Source organism: Pseudazoarcus sp. NS36 (genome assembly GCF_059703705.1).
In genome coordinates this window covers 17,843-34,846 of record NZ_BAAKJA010000003.1, presented here as the reverse complement: position 1 = coordinate 34,846, position 17,004 = coordinate 17,843, and the positions used below count along the sequence as shown (strand labels likewise).

Sequence of the window (17,004 nt, the reverse complement as noted above, 5' to 3'; positions counted from 1 at the left end):
ACGCCACAAGACAAGGACAAGACATGCTCGATTTTGAAGACAACATCGCCGCCGCGCCGGCTACGCCGCAAGCCCCCAGCCCGACTCCGGCACTGACAGCCACCGCCGCACACGAGAGCCAGCGCGTGCGCGCCTCCGACAAGCGCGCCATCAACGGCGCCACCGACGTGAACCAGCTCGTGCCGTTCAAGTACCACTGGGCGTGGGACAAGTATCTGGCCGGTTGCGCCAACCACTGGATGCCGCAGGAAGTCTCGATGCAGCGCGATATCGCGCAGTGGAAAGACCCCAACGCACTGACCCCCGACGAGCGTCTGATCGTCAAGCGCAACCTCGGCTTTTTTGTCACGGCCGATTCGCTGGCGGCCAACAATATCGTGCTCGGCACCTACCGCCACATCACTGCGCCCGAGTGCCGCCAGTATTTGCTGCGTCAGGCCTTCGAGGAGGCCATTCACACCCACGCCTACCAGTACATCGTCGAGAGCCTGGGGCTGGATGAGGGCGAGATCTTCAACGCCTACCATGAGGTCGACAGCATCCGCGCCAAGGACGACTTCCTGATCCCGTTCATCGACACGCTGACCGACCCCAACTTCAGCACCGGCACGCCCGAGGCCGACCAGCAGCTGCTGCGCTCGCTGATCGTCTTCGCCTGCATCATGGAAGGCATCTTCTTCTACGTGGGCTTCGTGCAGATCCTGGCGCTCGGCCGCCAGAACAAGATGACCGGTGCGGCCGAGCAATACCAGTACATCCTGCGTGACGAGTCACTGCACTGCAATTTCGGCGTCGATCTGATCAACACCATCAAGCAGGAAAATCCGCATCTGTGGACGCCGGAATTCCGCGAGGAAATCCGTGGCTTGATCATGAAAGGCGTGGCGCTGGAGTACCGCTACGCCGAAGACACCATGCCGCGCGGCGTGCTCGGTCTGAACGCGCCGATGTTCAAGGAATATCTGCGCTTCGTCGCCAACCGCCGCTGCCGCCAGATCGGTGTCGACGAGGTCTATCCGGGCGCCGACAACCCCTTCCCGTGGATGAGCGAGATGATCGACCTGAAGAAGGAAAAGAACTTCTTCGAAACCCGTGTCACGGAATATCAGACCGGGGGTACGCTGGCCTGGGATTGATCGGTTAAGCTCGGGGCATGAACGCCCCGATTCCGATCCCCATTCCAGCCAACGAATGTCCGCTGTGCGGCGGCCCCAATGCCTGCGGGCCGGCCGGCAGTGGCAGTTTCGATGTGCCGTGCTGGTGCACCACGACGCCGATCCCGCCTCCGCTGATCGACAGCCTTCCTGAAGCGGTGCGCGGCAAGGCCTGCATCTGCGCCCGCTGCGTCGCGGGCCACGGCGCCGCCTGATGCACATCTGGGTCGATGCCGATGCCTGTCCGGTGGCGGTAAAGGACATCCTGTTCCGTGCGGCGCAACGCACGGGGCGCGAATTGACGCTGGTCGCCAATCAGATGCTTCGCGTACCGGCAGGGCCGAACATCCGTGCGGTGCAGGTCCCGGGTGGTTTTGACGTCGCCGACGACTGGATTGCCGAACGTACGGCGGCGGGTGATCTGGTGGTCACGGCTGACATTCCGCTGGCGGCGCAGATTGTCGAGAAGGGCGCGATTGCGCTCAGTCCGCGCGGCGAACGCTATGGCAAGGAAAACATCCGGGAGCTGCTCGACCTGCGCAACTTCATGGACACGCTGCGCAGCACCGGTGTACAGACCGGCGGGCCTGCCGCCTTCGGTCAGGCCGACCGCCAGAAGTTTGCCAATGCCCTGGACCGCCTGCTCGCGCAGGCACGCTGAGTAGGAGGCCTGTCCAGCCCCCGATGGCTCCTTTACCTGGGGCTTGAATCCCGTGGTGGCGTCCTCGAGTGCGCGTACCGTCTTGATCCGTTGAACCGTGATGTTGGGGCCCCGTTGGTAAAACGAGCAGCGCATCAAGCTGCGTTTCACTGGAGGCGCCAGAGTGCCTGTGGGGCTGGCCGCCTTATGCCGCAGGTGAGGGTACTGCCGCATGTCACGCCAATCAGGCGGCCTTCTTGTTCGGAAAGAAGCCAGATGGCCCGGAAGTCAGCCCCGGTGTGCGGCAGAAGCGGAAATAGCCGCCTAGGCCTACGGCGTCGTGCAGCGCGCCGATAGCCGCGATGCCGGCAAACACCGTGCCCTCGGCGTCACGCACATGGACGGCCTTGCGCACGGCATCCTCCGTGCAGCCATGCTCCTCGGCCTTGCCGCCGGCCGCGATGTCGACCAGCGTCATCAGCCCGGAGGTGTCCTTGGCCTTGAGTTTGTCGACTTCCAGCTTGCTTGTCAGATTGCGGCTGTCGTACACGACGGTGAGTGGTGTTTTCGCAGCGCTCATTGGAGTCTCCCTGAATTGCCCGGAAAAGGCTTTGCGGATTCACCGCCCCGGCGGAGTGGCTGGAACGATGTTCTGATTAAATAAGGGCGCCAGTCCGATTTCAAGTTTGTTGCCTCGACAGTCGGCGATGCGAGTTTTAGCATATGCCGATATAACGATAATTGGAGACCGATCATGCGCGCCTTCGCAACCCGTCTGCTGGCTGCCGCGTGTCTGTTGGCAGCGCCGCTGGTACACGCCATCGACATGAGCCCGGTGCAGGTCGCGCCGCATACCTGGTATGTGCTGGGCAAGGCCGGCATGGCGTCGTCTGCGAACGAGGGCTTCATGTCGAACGCGGGTTTCGTCGTCACCGACGAAGGCGTGGTGGTGCTCGATGCGCTCGGCACGCCGGTGCTGGGCGAGCAGCTCATCAGCGAGATCGAGAAGATCACCGACAAGCCGATCCGACTGGTCGTGGTGAGCCACTACCACGCCGACCACTACTACGGTCTGCAGGCCTTCAAGGCGCGCGGCATCGAGATCTGGGCGCATCGTGCGGGCGAGCTCATCCTCAACTCCGACGAAGCACAGGCGCGGCTTGAGCAGCGCCGTGCCGACCTGTTCCCCTTCGTGGACGAGAAGACCGTGCCGACCCCGGCGGATCGCTGGCTGGGTGATGACGGGGCGGAAATCCGTCTTGGCGGCGTCACCATGCGCGTGATCTATGTCGGCCCGACGCACTCGCCGGACGACGTGGTGCTGCATGTGGTCGAAGACGACGTGGTGTTCGCCGGCGATCTGCTGTTCCGGGGCCGCGTGCCTTTTGTCGGCAACGCCGATACGCGTGGCTGGCTCAAGGCGCTGGATCGTCTGCTGGAGATCGACGCGAAGATCCTGATCCCCGGCCATGGTCCGGTGTCCAAGAACCCGCAGGCCGATCTGGTGATGACGCGCGACTACCTGCGCTTTCTGCGTACCGAACTCGGCAAGGCCGTGGAAGAGATGAGTTCTTTCGACGAGGCCTATGCCGGCATCGACTGGAGCGCGTGGGAGAAGCTGCCGGCCTTTCGCGAGGCCAACCGGCTCAATGCCTACAACGTGTTTATCCAGATGGAGCGGTCGTCGCTGCGCTGAGCGGCTTTACGACGGCTTGGCCTTGCTCGCGGCGCAGGTGCCGCATACGGCACTGAGCTCGATCTCCGGGCTGGCCAGCGTATGGCCGGCTGCCTTCAGCCCCTTCATCAGGCCCGCCAGCGCCACGTCATCATGCAGTTCGGTGATGGTGCCGCAGGCCGGGCACACCAGAAACAGCACTGCCTTGTCGTGCCCGTCGTGGTGACAGGCGACGAACTGGTTGGTGCGCGCAATGCGGTGTGCCAGACCCTGATCGATCAGGAAGTCGAGTGCGCGATACACCGTCGGCGGCGTGGCCGAGCGGTGAACTTCCTTCATGCGGTCGAGCAGATCATAGGCCTTGATACCGCCGGGCTCGTCCAGTAACAGACCCAGCACGGCACGGCGGATCGGCGTGAGGCTGGCGCCGCGTGCGCGGCAGCGTTCGGCAGCATCGTCGAGCGTGAGCTCTTCGCAGCAGGAGGAGGTGTGGTCGTGGTGGCTCATGGGCGTGCACATGATAGCCCCTGTGCGCTCGCAGGACAGCCTTCGGACTGTTGCATCCTCCCCGCTTGGTGTATCGTCCCCCGCCGGAAGCTTTTTGGCAGTCGTCCGGAAGGCCGGACAAGCACCAGGGAAAGTAACGATGAATGCGATCAAGAATGATGCTGCGCGCGCGCTGACCAAGGAAGAACTGCTGGCAGCACCGGAAGAGGAATACATGTCCGACGCGCAGCTCGAGTTTTTCCGTGCCTTGCTGCAGGCCGAGCGCCAGACGCTGGTCGACTCCGCACGCGAGACCACCCAGCACCTGCAACAGGAAAACGAAGTCGCCGCCGACTGGACCGACCGTGCCACGGTCGAGGAAGAGCACGCGCTGGAACTGCGCGTGCGCGACCGCGAGCGCAAGCTGCTCAAGAAGATCGAGCAGTCGCTGCGTCGCATCGACGACGGCAGCTATGGCTGGTGCGACGAAACCGGCGAGCCGATCGGCATCCCGCGTCTGCTGGCCCGCCCGACCGCTTCGCTCAGCCTGGAAGCGCAGGAGCGCCACGAAGCGCTCGAGCGCGTGTCGAAGAAGGCCTGAGTCTTCTGCAGTCTGCTGCCGTGACGGACGAGCGCCGCATCCCGGTCGTCGTCCTCACGGGCTTTCTCGGCGCCGGCAAGACCACCCTGCTCAACCATGCGCTCGGCACTCCCGAGCTGGCGGGCACGGCCGTGCTCATCAACGAGTTCGGCGATGTGGCGGTGGATCACCACCTCGTCGACAAGATCGACGAGACGCTGCTTGTACTCGATGGCGGCTGCATCTGCTGCAGCGTGCAGGGCGATCTGGTGCGCGCCCTCAAGGGCCTGTTCAAGCGCGCCGCGCAGCGTGAGATTGCCCTCGAACGCGTGCTGATCGAGACCACCGGTCTGGCCGATCCGGCGCCCGTTGTGCACACGCTGATGGAAGAGCCCTTCATCGCTGCGCGCTTCCGCTGCGACGGCGTGATCACCGCCGTCGACACCACACACGCGCAAACCCAGCTCGACAGCGAGCGCGAAGCCGTGCGCCAGGTCGCCATGGCCGATCGTCTGCTGCTCACCAAATGTGATCTGTCCGGCCCCGAACAGCGGGCCGAACTGGCCGCGCGTCTGACGCAACTTAACCCCGGTGCGCCGCAGATCGAGGTGTTCGACGGACAGGCTCCGGAAGGTGCCCTGGCCAGCTGCGGGCTGTACGACCCCGCCGGAAAGCAGCCGGATGTGGCGCAATGGCTGGGCGAGGAGGCGGTGCGCCGTCAGGCTACGTTGGGCGCCACACGCTATGCGCCGGCTGGTGCCGCGCGCGCCGCCGTGCCGCAGCACGACAGCGATGTCTCCAGCTTCGTGCTCACCTTCAATCAGCCGCTCGACTGGCTCGGCTTTTCCGACGGCCTAGGCCTGCTGCTGCATGCCTGCGGCGAGCGCGTGCTGCGCGTGAAAGGCTTGCTCAATGTTGCGGGTGATCCGTTGCCGCGCGTCGTGCAGTGTGTGCAGCACGCGGTCTATCCGCCGTCGTCCTTGCCGGTCTGGCCGGAACAGGGCCCCTATGCCGACCGGCGCAGCCGCATCGTCTTCATCGGGCGCAAGCTGCCGCGTGAAGACATCGTGCAGATGCTTGCCAGCTTCACCGGCCAGCAGCCGGTCGAGGCCTGAACAGGCTCAGTCCACGCCCAGCTGCGCACGCAGACGCGCGAGCTTGTCCGGGTTACGCACGACGTAGATCTCGGCAATGCAGCCGTCTTCAATGGCCAGCGACGTGGTCTGCAACACGCCGCCGGCTTCCAGCGTGATGAAGGCCGGCAGACCGTCGAGCGTGCCGCGCCACAGCACCGGCGGCCGTACATGGCCGCTCTTGCGCGCCAACCCGCACATCAGTCGAGTGACCTTGTCGCGTCCAAGGATGGGGCGCAGTGCTGCCCGCACCTTGCCGCCGCCGTCCGAGTGGAGCACCGCGTCCTGCGCCAGCAGCGTCTGCAGTGCCGCGTGGTCGCCGCTGCGCGAGGCCAGAAAGAAGGCCTCGGCGATCTTCGCGGCATCGTGTGGCGGCACCTTGAAGCGCGGCCGGTCGGCGCGCACGTGGGCGCGGGCGCGGTGGGCAAGCTGGCGGCACGCTGCCGCGTCGCGTCCTATGGCTGCGCCGACCTCGTCGAAGCTCGCGCCGAACACGTCGTGCAGCAGGAAGGCCGCGCGTTCGAGCGGCGACAGGCGTTCGAGCGCGATCATCAGCGCCGGCATGGCGTCGGCAGTGTCGTCCTCTTGCGGGTCGAACACCGGTTCGGGCAGCCACGGGCCGATGTAGTCGGCTCGCGATACGCGCGCCGACTTGAGCACGTCCAGACAGAGCCGCGTGACGATGCGCACCAGAAAGCCCTCCGGGTCGCGCACCGTCGCGTGGTCCGTGTCGGCCCACCGCAGCCACGCGTCCTGCACCACGTCCTCGGCTTCGGCCATCGAGCCGAGCATGCGGTAGGCAATGCGCAGCAGGCGGCGGCGCAGGGGCGTGAAGACGGCGGCCGGGTCCATGTCAGTTCGGATGGATCGAACGGAAGCCGACGGCAAAGCGGTTCCACGCGTTGATCGTGGTGATCAGCAGCGTGAGCTTGACGCGTTCCGTCGGGTTGAACTGCGCTTCCAGTGCAGCGTAGGCTGCATCCGGCGCGTGCGTGTCGGCAATCAGCGTGAGCGCCTCGGTCCACTCCAGCGCGGCGCGTTCGCGCTCGGTGTACAGCGTTGATTCGCGCCAGGCCGACAACAGGTACAGGCGTTCCTCGGTCTCTCCGGCCTTGCGCGCGTCGCGGGTGTGCATGTGCACGCAGAAGGCGCAGCCGTTGATCTGCGAGGCGCGGGTCTTCACCAGTTCGATCAGGCTGTATTCCAGCCCGCATTCGCGTACGTGTTCCTCGAGCGCAAGCATCGCGCGCATGGAGTCAGGGGAGGCTTTGAAGGGGTCGAGTCGGGCTTGCATGGAATACTCCGTGGTCAGTTTCGGGGATTACACAGCAAGGACGATTCAGCGCGCCCCGATGTGACATGCACGTACATTTGCGCCGCTTGCGTAGAATCTGATCACTTCCGTGATGATCCGCCAAGCGCCTGACTGATGCCTCTTCCCGATACTTTCGTCCTGATCGACCTCGAAACCACCGGCGCCAATCCGGTCTCCGACCGCATCACCGAGATTGCCGCAATCCGCGTCGAGCGCGGCGAAATCGTCGAGCGCTGGGAGACCCTGGTCAATCCGGGCCGGACCATCCCGCCCTTCATCCAGCAGATCATCGGCATCACCGACCAGATGGTGGCCGATGCGCCGGCTTTCGCCGAACTGGCGCCGCGTGTGGCGGCGCTGCTCGACGGCGCGGTGTTTGTCGCGCACAACGCGCGTTTTGACTACGGCTTCATCCACAACGAGTTCGGTCGCCTGGGCGAGGATTTCGATGCGCCGGTGATGTGTACCGTGAAGCTCTCACGTGCGTTGCAACCCGAATATCACCGCCACGGGCTGGATGCACTGATCGAACGTCACGGTTTCGTGTGCGACGCGCGCCACCGCGCCATGGGCGACGCCGACGTGCTGTGGCAGTTCCTGCAACTCGCGCGCGAGACATTTCCGGCTGACACGCTCGAAGCGGCGTGGGACAAGGCCATGAAGTTTCCGGCCCGCCCGCCCAAGCTGCCGGCCGGCATCCTCGAGGGCCTGCCCGACGCAGCGGGCGTGTACCTGTTTTTCGGTGACGAGGACGAAGTGCTGTTCGTCGGGCGCAGCCCGAGTCTGCGCGCCCGCGTCATGGAGCATTTCGCGGCCATCGAGCGCAAGGGCAAGGAGGGCGATCTGGCGCGTGCCGTGCGGCGGCTGGAGTGGATCGAGACCGCCGGCGAATTGGCCGCCAGCCTGCGCGAACTGGAGCTGGTGCGTACTCGTCGCCCGCGCCACAACCGTGTGCCGAGCGCCGGCGAGGCGGCCTGCGCGCTGCGGGTGAATGTGCGTCGGCGCAGTGCGCCGCAACTGCAGCGCGTCAAGCTCGATGGCACCGATCCGGCCGAATGGGAAGGCCTGTTCGGTGCCTTTCGTGGCAAGAAGGAAGCCGATGCCGTGCTGCGCGAACTGATCGCCGCCTATGGCCTGTGCCCGCGCCGGCTTGGCATGGAGGCGGCAGGTGTTGGCGCCTGTTCGGCGCGCAGGGCCGGGCACTGTGCGGGCGTGTGCGCCTCACGCGAAACGCCCGAAGCCCACGACGAGCGCCTGCTCGGCGCGCTGGCGCCGCTGGGCGTCAAGCCGTGGCCATGGGACGGGCCGATCATCGTGACCGAACGTTCCGCGCACACCGGCGCGTTGGCGCATCATGTGTTCGACCACTGGTGTCATCTGGGCAGCGCCGACAGTGATGAGGCGCTCGCCGCGCTGCGCGCGACCCTGCCGCCGCGCAGCTTCGCGCTGGACGTCTATCGTCTGCTGCAGCGCTGGCTGGCCCAGCCCGACAGCGCGGAGAAGATTGCAACGTTGTGAATCGGCGTTTGGGCGCTGGCGCCCGGCTGTGTTCTCATTTGCGCTGTCAGTCCGACCCACTTCCGGGGGTATCCGCATGCATCACAATCCATCCTCTCCCGCCCTGGCGGACCAGATCGTGCTCGTCACCGGTGGCGCGCGCGGCTTGGGTGAGCACATCAGCCGCGCCTTTCTGCGCGAAGGTGCGCGCGTCGTCATCAACTACCTGACCAGCGAGAAGCGCGCGGCCGCCATCGTCGATGAGTTTCCCGAGCAGGCCATCGCCGCCCAGGCCGACGTCTGTGATCCGGCCATGGTGCTGGCCATGTTCGATCGGGCACAGACGCACTTCGGCGCGCCGATCACCACCGTCGTCAACAACGCGCTGCCGGACTTCAGCTTCAACGGCGACGCTCGTGAGCACGCCGACGTGCTGCGCTGGGAGAGCATCGCGCAGCAGATGGAAGGCAGTGTGCGCGGCGCGCTCAACACCACGCAGATCGCGCTGCCGGGCATGCAGCAGGCCGGGTTCGGCCGCATCATCAACATCGGCACCAACCTGTTCCAGAACCCGGTCGTGCCGTATCACGACTACACCGCCGCCAAGGCTGCGCTGCTGTCGCTCACGCGCACGCTGTCACAGGATCTGGGGCCGGACGGCATCACGGTCAACATGGTGTCGGGCGGCCTGCTGCGCACCACCGATGCCTCGGCCGCCACGCCGGAAGCCGTGTTTGATCTGGTAGCCGCCCATACCCCGCTGCGCCGCGTCACCACCCCGGACGAGTTTGCCGATGCGGTGGTGTTCTTCGCCTCGCCGTGGGCGCGTGCCGTCACCGGACAGAACCTCGTCGTGGACGGCGGCCTGGTCAAGAACTAGAGCGCCCGCGATGCCGCCAACCAATCCTGCCGTGCTCAACATCGTCGGTTGCGGCCGCGCCGCGCGCAGCGTCGCAAAACTGTGGGCCGACGCCGGGACCTGCATGGTGGGCGACGTGCTCACGCGCTCACCGGCCAGCGCGCAGGACGCCGTGAGTTTCATTGGCCAGGGGCGCGCCGTGGCAGGCTTTGGCGAGATGCGCCCGGCGGCTTGGTGGATGCTGGGCGTACCTGACCGCGACATTGCCACGGCTGCCGCGGCACTGGCGGTGAGCGGCTGTGTGCGCGATGGCGATGGCGTGTTCCACCTTTCGGGCTTCACACCGTCTGCCGCGCTCGCGCCGCTTGCCGAGCTTGGTGCCCGCATCGCCAGCGTGCATCCGGTCATGAGCTTTGCCGACCCGGCGCTCGCCGCCGGCCGCTTTGCCGGCACGCCCTGCGGCATCGAAGGTGAAGCCTCGCTTGCCGCCGAGCTGGCCACGTTGTTCACGGCCATCGGTGCCGAGTGCTTTGCGCTCGATGGCGAGAAGAAGCCGCTGTATCACGCTGGCTCGGTGTTTGCGTCGAACTTCCTGGTCGTCATCCTCGACGTGGCGCGCAAGGCCTATGCAGACGCCGGCGTGCCGCCCGAAATTGCCGGCCGCATGCTCGCTTCGATCTCGCGCGGTGCGCTCGAAAACGTCGTCGTGCTGGGCGCCCGCGACGCGCTGACCGGCCCCGCGGCACGCGGTGACCGCGACGTGGTGGCCATCCAGAGCGCAGCCGTGACCGATTGGGATGCCGACAGCGGCAAGGCCTATGCCGCGCTCACCGAGCTGGCCTTCCGGCTGGCGGCGGAGCGGCCGAATTGATTCATTCGCAGCAGGGAGCAGGTGGGTTGTGAGGAAGTGGAAGACACGTATGTTGCGGCTTGCCGTGATCTTGCGGCGGCACCGCGGCATCATCGCGATCTTCGGCTTCCTGTCGGGTGTGGCGAGCTTCGTGCTGGTCGACCGCCAGGAGGACTTCGCCCGCGTGATTGCGCTGGTGATGCTGGTGAGCTGGCTCTGGCTGGTTACGGAAAACGTGCTGCGCCACTGGCTTGATGTGCGTTTCCGCTTCCGTTTGCCGGAACCGGTGCTGCGCTACGCCACGCAGCTGATTCACCAGGAAAGCCTGTTCTTCACGCTGCCCTTTCTGGTGTTTGCGACGGTGTGGAACAGCGCGCAGGCCTTGTTCACCGGCGCACTGATCTGCGCCGCGCTGATCTCGGTGATCGACCCCGTCTATTACAAGTGGCTGGCGCCGCGCCGCTGGCTGTATCTGGGATATCACACGCTGGCGCTGTTCGTGGTGCTGCTGACGGTGTTCCCCATCATCCTGCACATCCCGACGCCGCAGAGTTACCTGTATGCCTTGCTGGCGGCGGTGGTGCTGTCCTTTCCGAGTCTGGCCGTGGTGGTCAAGGCGCCGAGCTACTGGCGCGGAGGACTGCTGGTCTTGCTGATCGCCACGCTGGGTCTGGTCGGCTGGTATGGCCGCTTTTGGGTGCCCCCCTCGACGCTGCGCCTTGCTGACGTGGAGGTGGCGCTGCAGGTCGACCGCGAGCAGCGCGCCCCGCGTGAGCCGGTGCGCCAGCTCAGCACGACGCAACTGCGCCAAGGCGGCCTCTATGCCTACACCGCGATTGATGCCCCGCTGGGTCTGCAGGAGCGCATTTATCACGTGTGGCTGCTCGACGGCGTGGAGGTCGACCGCATTCCGATCGAAATCCAGGGCGGGCGGGAGAAGGGCTATCGCGCCTGGACGCACAAGCAGCACTTCCCGCAGGATGCGGCCGGGCAGTGGCGCATCGAGGTGCTGACCGAAGCGGGGCAGATGATCGGACGGCTGCGTTTCGAGGTTGTCGAAGGGCTTACCGCGGCGCAGCCCCCGGAAGCGCCCGCCGAGACGCCGACGGAGGCACTGGCCGAGACGCTTCAGGACGCCCTGCCTGCCCTGGACCCGTCCAGAGCACCGGAAGCCGGGCCTGCGCCCGAATCGGCGGATTGAAGCTCGCTACCCGCACGGGCATGGTGATTGCTTTTTCATGCGTGTGATCACCCTCATGCGCAGACCCGCCAAGTGCCGCGGTATGCTTGCCCGATGAACGAAGACCCCGCGATTCCGGTTTCATCCGCCGCTGCGCCGGCCGTCGCCGACGGGGCCGGATCGGACCCCGTGCAACGCGTGGTCAAGGTGCGGCGCGACTACAACAGCTGGGTCGGCAACGAGACCATGGAGGACTACGCGCTGCGTTTCACGCCGCGCAGTTTCCGCCGCTGGTCGGCGCTGCGGGTGGGCAATACCGCCTTCGGCTCTGCGTCTTTTCTGGTGCTCGAAGCGGTGGGCGCGACCATGCTGGTCGGCTACGGCTTCATCAACAGTTTCTGGGCCATCCTCGCGATTGGCCTGATCATCTTCATCACCGGCTTGCCGATCAGCCTGTATGCCGCGCGCTACGGCGTGGACATGGATTTGCTCACGCGCGGTTCGGGCTTCGGCTATATCGGCTCGACCATCTCCTCGCTGGTGTACGCGAGCTTTACCTTCATTCTCTTCGCGCTCGAAGCGGCGATCATGGCCTATGCGCTGGAACTGGCCTTCGATATCCCGCCGGCCTGGGGTTACCTCATCTGCGCGCTGGTGGTCATTCCGCTGGTGACGCACGGCATCACGGTGATCAGCCGCATCCAGACCTTCACCCAGCCGATCTGGCTGTTCCTGCTGGCGCTGCCGTTCGTGTATGTGCTCAATCAGGACGCCTCGGTGCTGTGGGAGCTCTGGCACTATCCCGGCGCCTCGGGCGGCGATGGCGGCTTCAACTGGCACCTTTTTGGTGCCGCCATGACGGTCGGCATCGCACTGATCACCCAGATGGGGGAGCAGGCCGACTACCTGCGCTTCATGCCGGAGCGTACCCAGGCCAACAAGGGGCGCTGGCTCACCGGCGTGGTGCTGGGCGGGCCGGGCTGGGTGGTGATGGGCGTGATCAAGATGCTCGGTGGCGCGCTGCTGGCGTGGATGCTGCTCAAGCAGGGCATGCCGGCCGACAAGGCGGTGGACCCCAATCAGATGTATCTACTGGGCTTCGGGCTGGTGTTCGATTCTGCCGCGTGGGCGGTCGGCGTGACGGCCTTGTTCGTCATCGTGTCGCAGCTCAAGATCAACGTCACCAACGCCTACGCCGGCTCGCTGGCGTGGTCCAACTTCTTCTCGCGCCTCACGCACAGCCATCCGGGCCGGGTGGTGTGGGTGGTGTTCAACGTGCTGATCGCGCTGCTGCTGATGGAGATGAACGTCTTCAGCGCGCTGGGTCAGGTGCTGGGCCTGTATTCCAACGTGGCGATCTCGTGGATCGTGGCGGTGGTGGCCGATCTGGTCATCAACAAGCCGATGGGCTGGTCGCCCAAGGGCATCGAGTTCAAACGCAGCCACCTGTACGACATCAATCCGGTCGGCGTCGGCGCCATGCTGGTGGCCTCGGTGCTGTCGGTGGCGACCTTTGTCGGCCTGTTCGGTGACGGCATCCAGCCCTTTGCGCCCTTCGTGGCGATGATCGCCGCGCTGGTGGTTTCGCCGCTGATCGCGTGGTGGACCCAAGGCCGCTACTACCTCGCCCGCCCGCCCGAGCCGCCGGTCGAGGGCCAGCGCAAATGCACCGTCTGCAACGAGTATTTCGAGGTCGAGGACACCAGTTTCTGTCCGGCCTACCGCGGCACCATCTGCTCGCTGTGCTGCACGCTGGACGCGCGCTGTGGCGATCTGTGCAAGCCGCACGCGCGCATCAGCGCGCAGTGGTCGGCGCTGCTGCGGCGCTGTCTGCCGGCCCGCCTGTTGCCGGTGCTGGATGCCGGGCTGGGCCACTATCTGCTGCTGACCGGCGCCATCGTGGGCTTCCTCGGCCTGCTGCTCGGGCTGATCTATGTGCATGAAGCGCAGGCGCTGGGAGCGGAGGCCGCCGGATCGCTCGATGGTGTGTTCCTGAAGGTCTTCGTCGCGCTGTTCATCGTGGCCGGCATCGGCACCTGGTGGATGGTGCTGACGCACAAGAGCCGGCGCGTGGCGCAAGAGGAATCCAACCGCCAGACGCAGTTGCTGGTGCAGGAAATCGAGTCGCACAAGCGCACCGACGAGCAGTTGCAGAACGCCCGACGCGTGGCCGAGCAGGCCAACTCGGCCAAAAGCCGCTATCTCACCGCGATCAGCCACGAGCTGCGCACCCCGCTCAACAGCATCCTGGGCTACGCGCAGATTCTCGATGGCGACGAGGCCATCCCGCCCAAGCGCCGCCAGGCCGTGACGGTGATCCGCAAGAGTGGCGACCACCTGCTGTCGCTGATCGAAGGCACGCTCGACATCGCGCGCATCGAGGGCGGCAAGCTCACGCTCGACGTGCGTCCGTTGGCCTTCCCGGCCTTCATGCAGCAGATCGTCGGCATGTTCGAGTTGCAGGCGCGCGACAAGGGGCTGCGCTTCACCTACGAGCCGGCCGGCACTCTGCCCGAGGTGGTGCGGGCCGACGAAAAACGCCTGCGCCAGATCCTCATCAACATCATCGGCAACGCGGTGAAGTTCACCGCCCGCGGTGCAGTCAGCGTGCGGCTGACGTATCGCCACGAAATGGCCACCATCGAGGTCGAGGACAGCGGCCCTGGCATCGCGCCGGATGAACTCGCGCGTGTCTTCGAGCCCTTCGAGCGCGGCCGTTCGGCCAGCGCCGGCGCCACCGCAGGCACCGGCATCGGGCTGACCATCAGCCGCATGCTGACCAATCTGATGGGCGGCGAACTCACCGTCGACAGCGTGCCCGGCAAGGGGAGCACCTTCCGCGTGCGCCTGTTTCTGCCGCATCTGCATGGCAGTCAGGCGGCCGACGCGCTGCCGCGCGCGCGCCGCATCGGCTACAAGGGCGTGCGGCGGCGCATTCTGGTGGTGGACAACGAACGCGTCGACCGCGAGCTGCTGATTTCGGTGCTCGAACCGCTGGGTTTCGAGGTCGCCCAGGCCGCGAGCGGCGAGGAGTGTCTGGAGCGCATCGGCGAAGTGCGTCCGCATCTGGTGTTCATGGATTTGGCCATGGCCGGCATCGACGGTTGGGAGGCGTTGCGCCGCCTGCGCGCCGGCCCGCACGCCACGGTGCCGGCCGCCATCATTTCGGCCAACGCCTTCGACCGCAATCTCGACAACGATGTCGGCATCGGGCCGGAGGATTTCATGCTCAAGCCCATCCGCGTAGATGACCTGCTCGACTGGATCGGCCGCCGTCTGGAGCTCGAATGGGTGTGTGCCGAAATGCCCGCGGAAACGGTCGTGCCGCCACCTGCGCCGCCCGTAGCCGAGCCGCTGCGCCTGCCATCGGCCGCGGCGCGGCGCGACCTCGACGCGGTGATCGAACTGGGCTATTTGCGCGGCATTCTCACGCGACTTGCCGACATCGAGAACACCGAGCCGGACTGCGGCGCCTTCGTGCGCGTGGCGCGGGAAATGGCGCGGGCCTTCCGTTTTGACGCCTTGCGCGACATGCTGCGCGCTGACGGCACACCACGGGAGGGCAACGATGTTCAGCAATGACGCAACACAAGGCATCGTCCTCATCGTTGACGACGTGCCCGACAACCTCGCGCTGCTGCACGACGCGCTGGATGAGTCCGGCTACACGGTGCTGGTCGCCACCAGCGGCGAGGCCGCCATTGCCCGCGCCCGCCAGAGCCTGCCCGACGTCGTGCTGCTCGACGCGATGATGCCCGGCATGGACGGCTTCGAGGTCGCCCGCCGCCTCAAGGCCGACTTCGCCACGCGCGCCATCCCGCTGATCTTCATGACCGGGCTGACCGAAACCGAACACGTCGTCGCCGCGTTTGCCGCCGGCGGCGCCGACTACGTCACCAAGCCCATCCGTCCGGCCGAAGTGCTGGCCCGCATTGCCGCTCACGTGCACAACGCCCGCGAGATGCGCCAGGCGCGCACCGCGCTCGATGCCTTTGGCCAGGCCACCGTCGCCGTGCGCGCCCGCGACGGCCGCCTGGTCTGGCAGACCCCGCTGGCGCGCAAGCTGCTGCGCGAGTGGTTCGAACCGGCAAATGAAGACTGCCCTACGCGCCTCGCTGACTGGGTCGGCGTTGCCCGCCGCGCCCGTTCCGAGCGCCGCGAAGTCCCGCCCCTGATCGCCGCTGACGGCGAAAAGCGCCTGCTCGGCTCCTTTCACGACCAGAGCGATGACGACGGCGATGGCGAATGGCTGGTCGTCCTGCGCGAGGAAGACGACGCCAGCGCCGTCGAAAGCCTGATGTCCGCCTTCGGCCTCACCGCGCGCGAAGCGGAAGTCCTGCAATGGGTCATCCGCGGCAAGACCAACCGCGACATCGGCGACATCCTCGGCACCAGTCCGCGCACCGTGCACAAGCACCTGGAGCACGTCTTCGAGAAGCTCGGCGTCGAGACACGCACGGCGGCGGCGGGGATGGCGATGCAGAAGCTGCAGGCGAATTGAACGCCGGGCGATCCGGCTTCAGTCGCTGCGCCCGAGCCGCTCAAGCACCGAGGCTGCAGCCTTGAGTGCCGCGGCCACGACCTGGTCCATGTTGTAGTAGCGATATTGCGCAAGCCGGCCGACGAAGGTGGTGTCGAACTCACGTTCGGCCAGCTGCGCGTAACGCTTGAACAATGCGGCGCTGGCCGGGTGCGGGATCGGGTAATAAGGGTCGCCGTCGTCCTGCGGGTACTCGCGCACGATCGACGTACCGGCGTGCTGCTGACCGGTAAGGTGCTTGAACTCGGTAATGCGCGTGTAGGCGTGTTCGTTGGGGTAATTCACGGTTGCCACGGCCTGCAATTGCCGTGTCCCGGCGAGGTGTTCGTGCTCGAAGCGCAATGAGCGATAGGGCAGGCGGCCAAAGCAATGGCCGAAATAGGCGTCGATCGGGCCGGTGTAGACGAGGTGATCGAATCCGGTTCGATCCTGTCCGGGATCATGCGCCGCGCCGAGTTCCATCGAGATGTTCGGGTGATCGAGCATGCGCCGGAACATCGCCGTATAGCCATCTCGTGGCATGGCCTGGAAACGGTCGGTGAAGTAGCGGTCGTCGTCGTTGTGTCGCACCGGGATGCGCGCGGCAACACCGGCGCTGATTTCTGAGGGCTCCAGCCCCCATTGCTTGCGGGTGTAGTTCAGGAAGAACTTCTCGTACAGATCCCGACCGACGGTGTTCAGCACCAGATCCTCACTGGTCCGCACCGGATCATGTGGCTCCCTGACCTTCTCGAGAAACGCAGCGACCCCCGCCTCGTCAAGGTCGAGTCCGTACAGTCTGTTGAGCGTCGTCCGGTTGATCGGAAACGGATACTGAACCCCCGCGACTTCGCTCAGGACACGGTGTTCATAGGGCCGCCATTCCGTGAACTGCGACAGGTACGCAAAAATGCGCTCACTGTTGGTGTGGAAGATATGCGGGCCGTAGCGATGGATCTGCACGCCGTTGCGATCCGCCTCGTCAAAGGCATTACCGCCGACATGCTCGCGTGCATCGACGATCCGCACCCTCACGTCATGGTCTGCCAGTTCGCGGGCAACCACGCTGCCGGCGAATCCGGCGCCGATCACGAGAACGCGTGTATTGGGTTTGAT

At 65.9% G+C, this 17,004-nt stretch carries 17 protein-coding genes; 12 read left to right on the top strand and 5 right to left on the bottom strand.

Features of this window, described 5'->3' with window-relative positions; all coding sequences use genetic code 11:
* Window positions 1-23: 23 nt before the first annotated feature.
* The 3 genes from AC6H0R_RS05390 to AC6H0R_RS05380 are packed head-to-tail and all read left to right on the top strand — an operon-like array spanning window position 24 to window position 1,815.
* On the top strand, window positions 24-1,136 hold the full coding sequence (locus tag AC6H0R_RS05390; RefSeq protein WP_497580318.1) for a ribonucleotide-diphosphate reductase subunit beta: 1,113 nt from the start codon (window positions 24-26) through the stop codon (window positions 1,134-1,136).
* A gap of 17 nt (window positions 1,137-1,153) precedes the next feature.
* Window positions 1,154-1,369, top strand: a complete 216-nt coding sequence (locus AC6H0R_RS05385; protein ID WP_497580317.1) for a cysteine-rich CWC family protein — start codon at window positions 1,154-1,156, stop codon at window positions 1,367-1,369.
* On the top strand, window positions 1,369-1,815 hold the full coding sequence (locus AC6H0R_RS05380) for a YaiI/YqxD family protein (protein WP_497580316.1): 447 nt from the start codon (window positions 1,369-1,371) through the stop codon (window positions 1,813-1,815). The genes AC6H0R_RS05385 and AC6H0R_RS05380 overlap by 1 nt, the downstream gene beginning before the upstream one ends.
* A 223-nt stretch (window positions 1,816-2,038) precedes the next feature.
* Here AC6H0R_RS05380 and AC6H0R_RS05375 read toward each other — a convergent pair whose 3' ends face one another.
* Complete coding sequence (locus AC6H0R_RS05375) at window positions 2,039-2,374, bottom strand: hypothetical protein (RefSeq protein WP_497580315.1); 336 nt, start codon at window positions 2,372-2,374, stop codon at window positions 2,039-2,041.
* A gap of 174 nt (window positions 2,375-2,548) precedes the next feature.
* On the opposite strand from AC6H0R_RS05375, the gene AC6H0R_RS05370 reads away from it, so the two are divergent.
* A complete protein-coding gene (locus AC6H0R_RS05370) occupies window positions 2,549-3,490 on the top strand; it encodes an MBL fold metallo-hydrolase (protein WP_497580314.1) in 942 nt (313 codons plus the stop codon).
* Window positions 3,491-3,496: 6 nt separating this feature from the next.
* On the opposite strand, the gene AC6H0R_RS05365 is transcribed toward AC6H0R_RS05370, so the two are convergent.
* Complete coding sequence (locus AC6H0R_RS05365) at window positions 3,497-3,976, bottom strand: transcriptional repressor (protein ID WP_497580313.1); 480 nt, start codon at window positions 3,974-3,976, stop codon at window positions 3,497-3,499.
* A 139-nt stretch (window positions 3,977-4,115) separates the two neighbouring features.
* On the opposite strand from AC6H0R_RS05365, the gene dksA reads away from it, so the two are divergent.
* Complete coding sequence (dksA, locus tag AC6H0R_RS05360; protein WP_497580312.1) at window positions 4,116-4,556, top strand: RNA polymerase-binding protein DksA; 441 nt, start codon at window positions 4,116-4,118, stop codon at window positions 4,554-4,556.
* 20 nt (window positions 4,557-4,576) lie between these two features.
* A complete protein-coding gene (locus AC6H0R_RS05355) occupies window positions 4,577-5,650 on the top strand; it encodes a CobW family GTP-binding protein (protein WP_497580311.1) in 1,074 nt (357 codons plus the stop codon).
* Between the two features lie 6 nt (window positions 5,651-5,656).
* Here the strand turns inward: AC6H0R_RS05355 and AC6H0R_RS05350 are convergent, their stop codons facing one another.
* Together AC6H0R_RS05350 and AC6H0R_RS05345 are read right to left on the bottom strand one after the other, a co-directional pair.
* The gene (locus AC6H0R_RS05350) at window positions 5,657-6,520 is read right to left on the bottom strand and encodes a sigma-70 family RNA polymerase sigma factor (protein WP_497580310.1); all 864 of its coding nucleotides are present in this window, start codon (window positions 6,518-6,520) and stop codon (window positions 5,657-5,659) included.
* A 1-nt stretch (window position 6,521) separates the two neighbouring features.
* The gene (locus AC6H0R_RS05345) at window positions 6,522-6,962 is read right to left on the bottom strand and encodes a carboxymuconolactone decarboxylase family protein (protein WP_497580309.1); all 441 of its coding nucleotides are present in this window, start codon (window positions 6,960-6,962) and stop codon (window positions 6,522-6,524) included.
* 135 nt (window positions 6,963-7,097) lie between these two features.
* Between AC6H0R_RS05345 and AC6H0R_RS05340 the strand changes: the two genes are divergently transcribed.
* The 6 genes from AC6H0R_RS05340 (at window position 7,098) to AC6H0R_RS05315 (ending at window position 15,870) form a co-directional block, all read left to right on the top strand.
* Complete coding sequence (locus tag AC6H0R_RS05340) at window positions 7,098-8,501, top strand: exonuclease domain-containing protein (protein WP_497580308.1); 1,404 nt, start codon at window positions 7,098-7,100, stop codon at window positions 8,499-8,501.
* Between the two features lie 76 nt (window positions 8,502-8,577).
* Complete coding sequence (locus AC6H0R_RS05335; protein WP_497580307.1) at window positions 8,578-9,360, top strand: 3-oxoacyl-ACP reductase; 783 nt, start codon at window positions 8,578-8,580, stop codon at window positions 9,358-9,360.
* A gap of 10 nt (window positions 9,361-9,370) precedes the next feature.
* Window positions 9,371-10,210 (top strand): Rossmann-like and DUF2520 domain-containing protein, encoded by an 840-nt coding sequence (locus tag AC6H0R_RS05330; RefSeq protein ID WP_497580306.1) that lies wholly within the window; start codon window positions 9,371-9,373, stop codon window positions 10,208-10,210.
* Between the two features lie 28 nt (window positions 10,211-10,238).
* Entirely contained in the window at window positions 10,239-11,390 is a 1,152-nt protein-coding gene (locus AC6H0R_RS05325) for a DUF5924 family protein (protein WP_497580305.1), read from the top strand.
* Between the two features lie 93 nt (window positions 11,391-11,483).
* Window positions 11,484-14,951, top strand: a complete 3,468-nt coding sequence (locus AC6H0R_RS05320) for a hybrid sensor histidine kinase/response regulator (protein ID WP_497580304.1) — start codon at window positions 11,484-11,486, stop codon at window positions 14,949-14,951.
* Window positions 14,938-15,870: a response regulator gene (locus AC6H0R_RS05315; RefSeq protein ID WP_497580303.1), complete on the top strand. Its 933-nt coding sequence runs from the start codon at window positions 14,938-14,940 to the stop codon at window positions 15,868-15,870. Before AC6H0R_RS05320 ends, AC6H0R_RS05315 begins: the two co-directional genes overlap by 14 nt.
* Before the next feature lie 18 nt (window positions 15,871-15,888).
* On the opposite strand, the gene glf is transcribed toward AC6H0R_RS05315, so the two are convergent.
* Window positions 15,889-16,980 carry a UDP-galactopyranose mutase gene (glf, locus tag AC6H0R_RS05310; protein ID WP_497580302.1) on the bottom strand — a complete coding sequence of 364 codons (1,092 nt, stop codon included), beginning with the start codon at window positions 16,978-16,980 and terminating at the stop codon, window positions 15,889-15,891.
* Window positions 16,981-17,004: the final 24 nt, after the last annotated feature.

What these genes read in the sequence shown, in the direction of transcription:
- AC6H0R_RS05330 (WP_497580306.1), top strand. Translation starts at nt 9,371, where the DNA reads ATGCCGCCAACCAATCCTGCCGTGCTCAACATCGTCGGTTGCGGCCGC.
- AC6H0R_RS05315 (WP_497580303.1), top strand. Translation starts at nt 14,938, where the DNA reads ATGTTCAGCAATGACGCAACACAAGGCATCGTCCTCATCGTTGACGAC.
- AC6H0R_RS05320 (WP_497580304.1), top strand. Translation starts at nt 11,484, where the DNA reads ATGAACGAAGACCCCGCGATTCCGGTTTCATCCGCCGCTGCGCCGGCC.
- AC6H0R_RS05340 (WP_497580308.1), top strand. Translation starts at nt 7,098, where the DNA reads ATGCCTCTTCCCGATACTTTCGTCCTGATCGACCTCGAAACCACCGGC.
- AC6H0R_RS05365 (WP_497580313.1), bottom strand. Translation starts at nt 3,976, where the DNA reads ATGAGCCACCACGACCACACCTCCTCCTGCTGCGAAGAGCTCACGCTC.
- AC6H0R_RS05375 (WP_497580315.1), bottom strand. Translation starts at nt 2,374, where the DNA reads ATGAGCGCTGCGAAAACACCACTCACCGTCGTGTACGACAGCCGCAAT.
- AC6H0R_RS05335 (WP_497580307.1), top strand. Translation starts at nt 8,578, where the DNA reads ATGCATCACAATCCATCCTCTCCCGCCCTGGCGGACCAGATCGTGCTC.
- AC6H0R_RS05370 (WP_497580314.1), top strand. Translation starts at nt 2,549, where the DNA reads ATGCGCGCCTTCGCAACCCGTCTGCTGGCTGCCGCGTGTCTGTTGGCA.
- AC6H0R_RS05345 (WP_497580309.1), bottom strand. Translation starts at nt 6,962, where the DNA reads ATGCAAGCCCGACTCGACCCCTTCAAAGCCTCCCCTGACTCCATGCGC.
- AC6H0R_RS05380 (WP_497580316.1), top strand. Translation starts at nt 1,369, where the DNA reads ATGCACATCTGGGTCGATGCCGATGCCTGTCCGGTGGCGGTAAAGGAC.
- AC6H0R_RS05350 (WP_497580310.1), bottom strand. Translation starts at nt 6,520, where the DNA reads ATGGACCCGGCCGCCGTCTTCACGCCCCTGCGCCGCCGCCTGCTGCGC.
- dksA (WP_497580312.1), top strand. Translation starts at nt 4,116, where the DNA reads ATGAATGCGATCAAGAATGATGCTGCGCGCGCGCTGACCAAGGAAGAA.
- AC6H0R_RS05385 (WP_497580317.1), top strand. Translation starts at nt 1,154, where the DNA reads ATGAACGCCCCGATTCCGATCCCCATTCCAGCCAACGAATGTCCGCTG.
- AC6H0R_RS05390 (WP_497580318.1), top strand. Translation starts at nt 24, where the DNA reads ATGCTCGATTTTGAAGACAACATCGCCGCCGCGCCGGCTACGCCGCAA.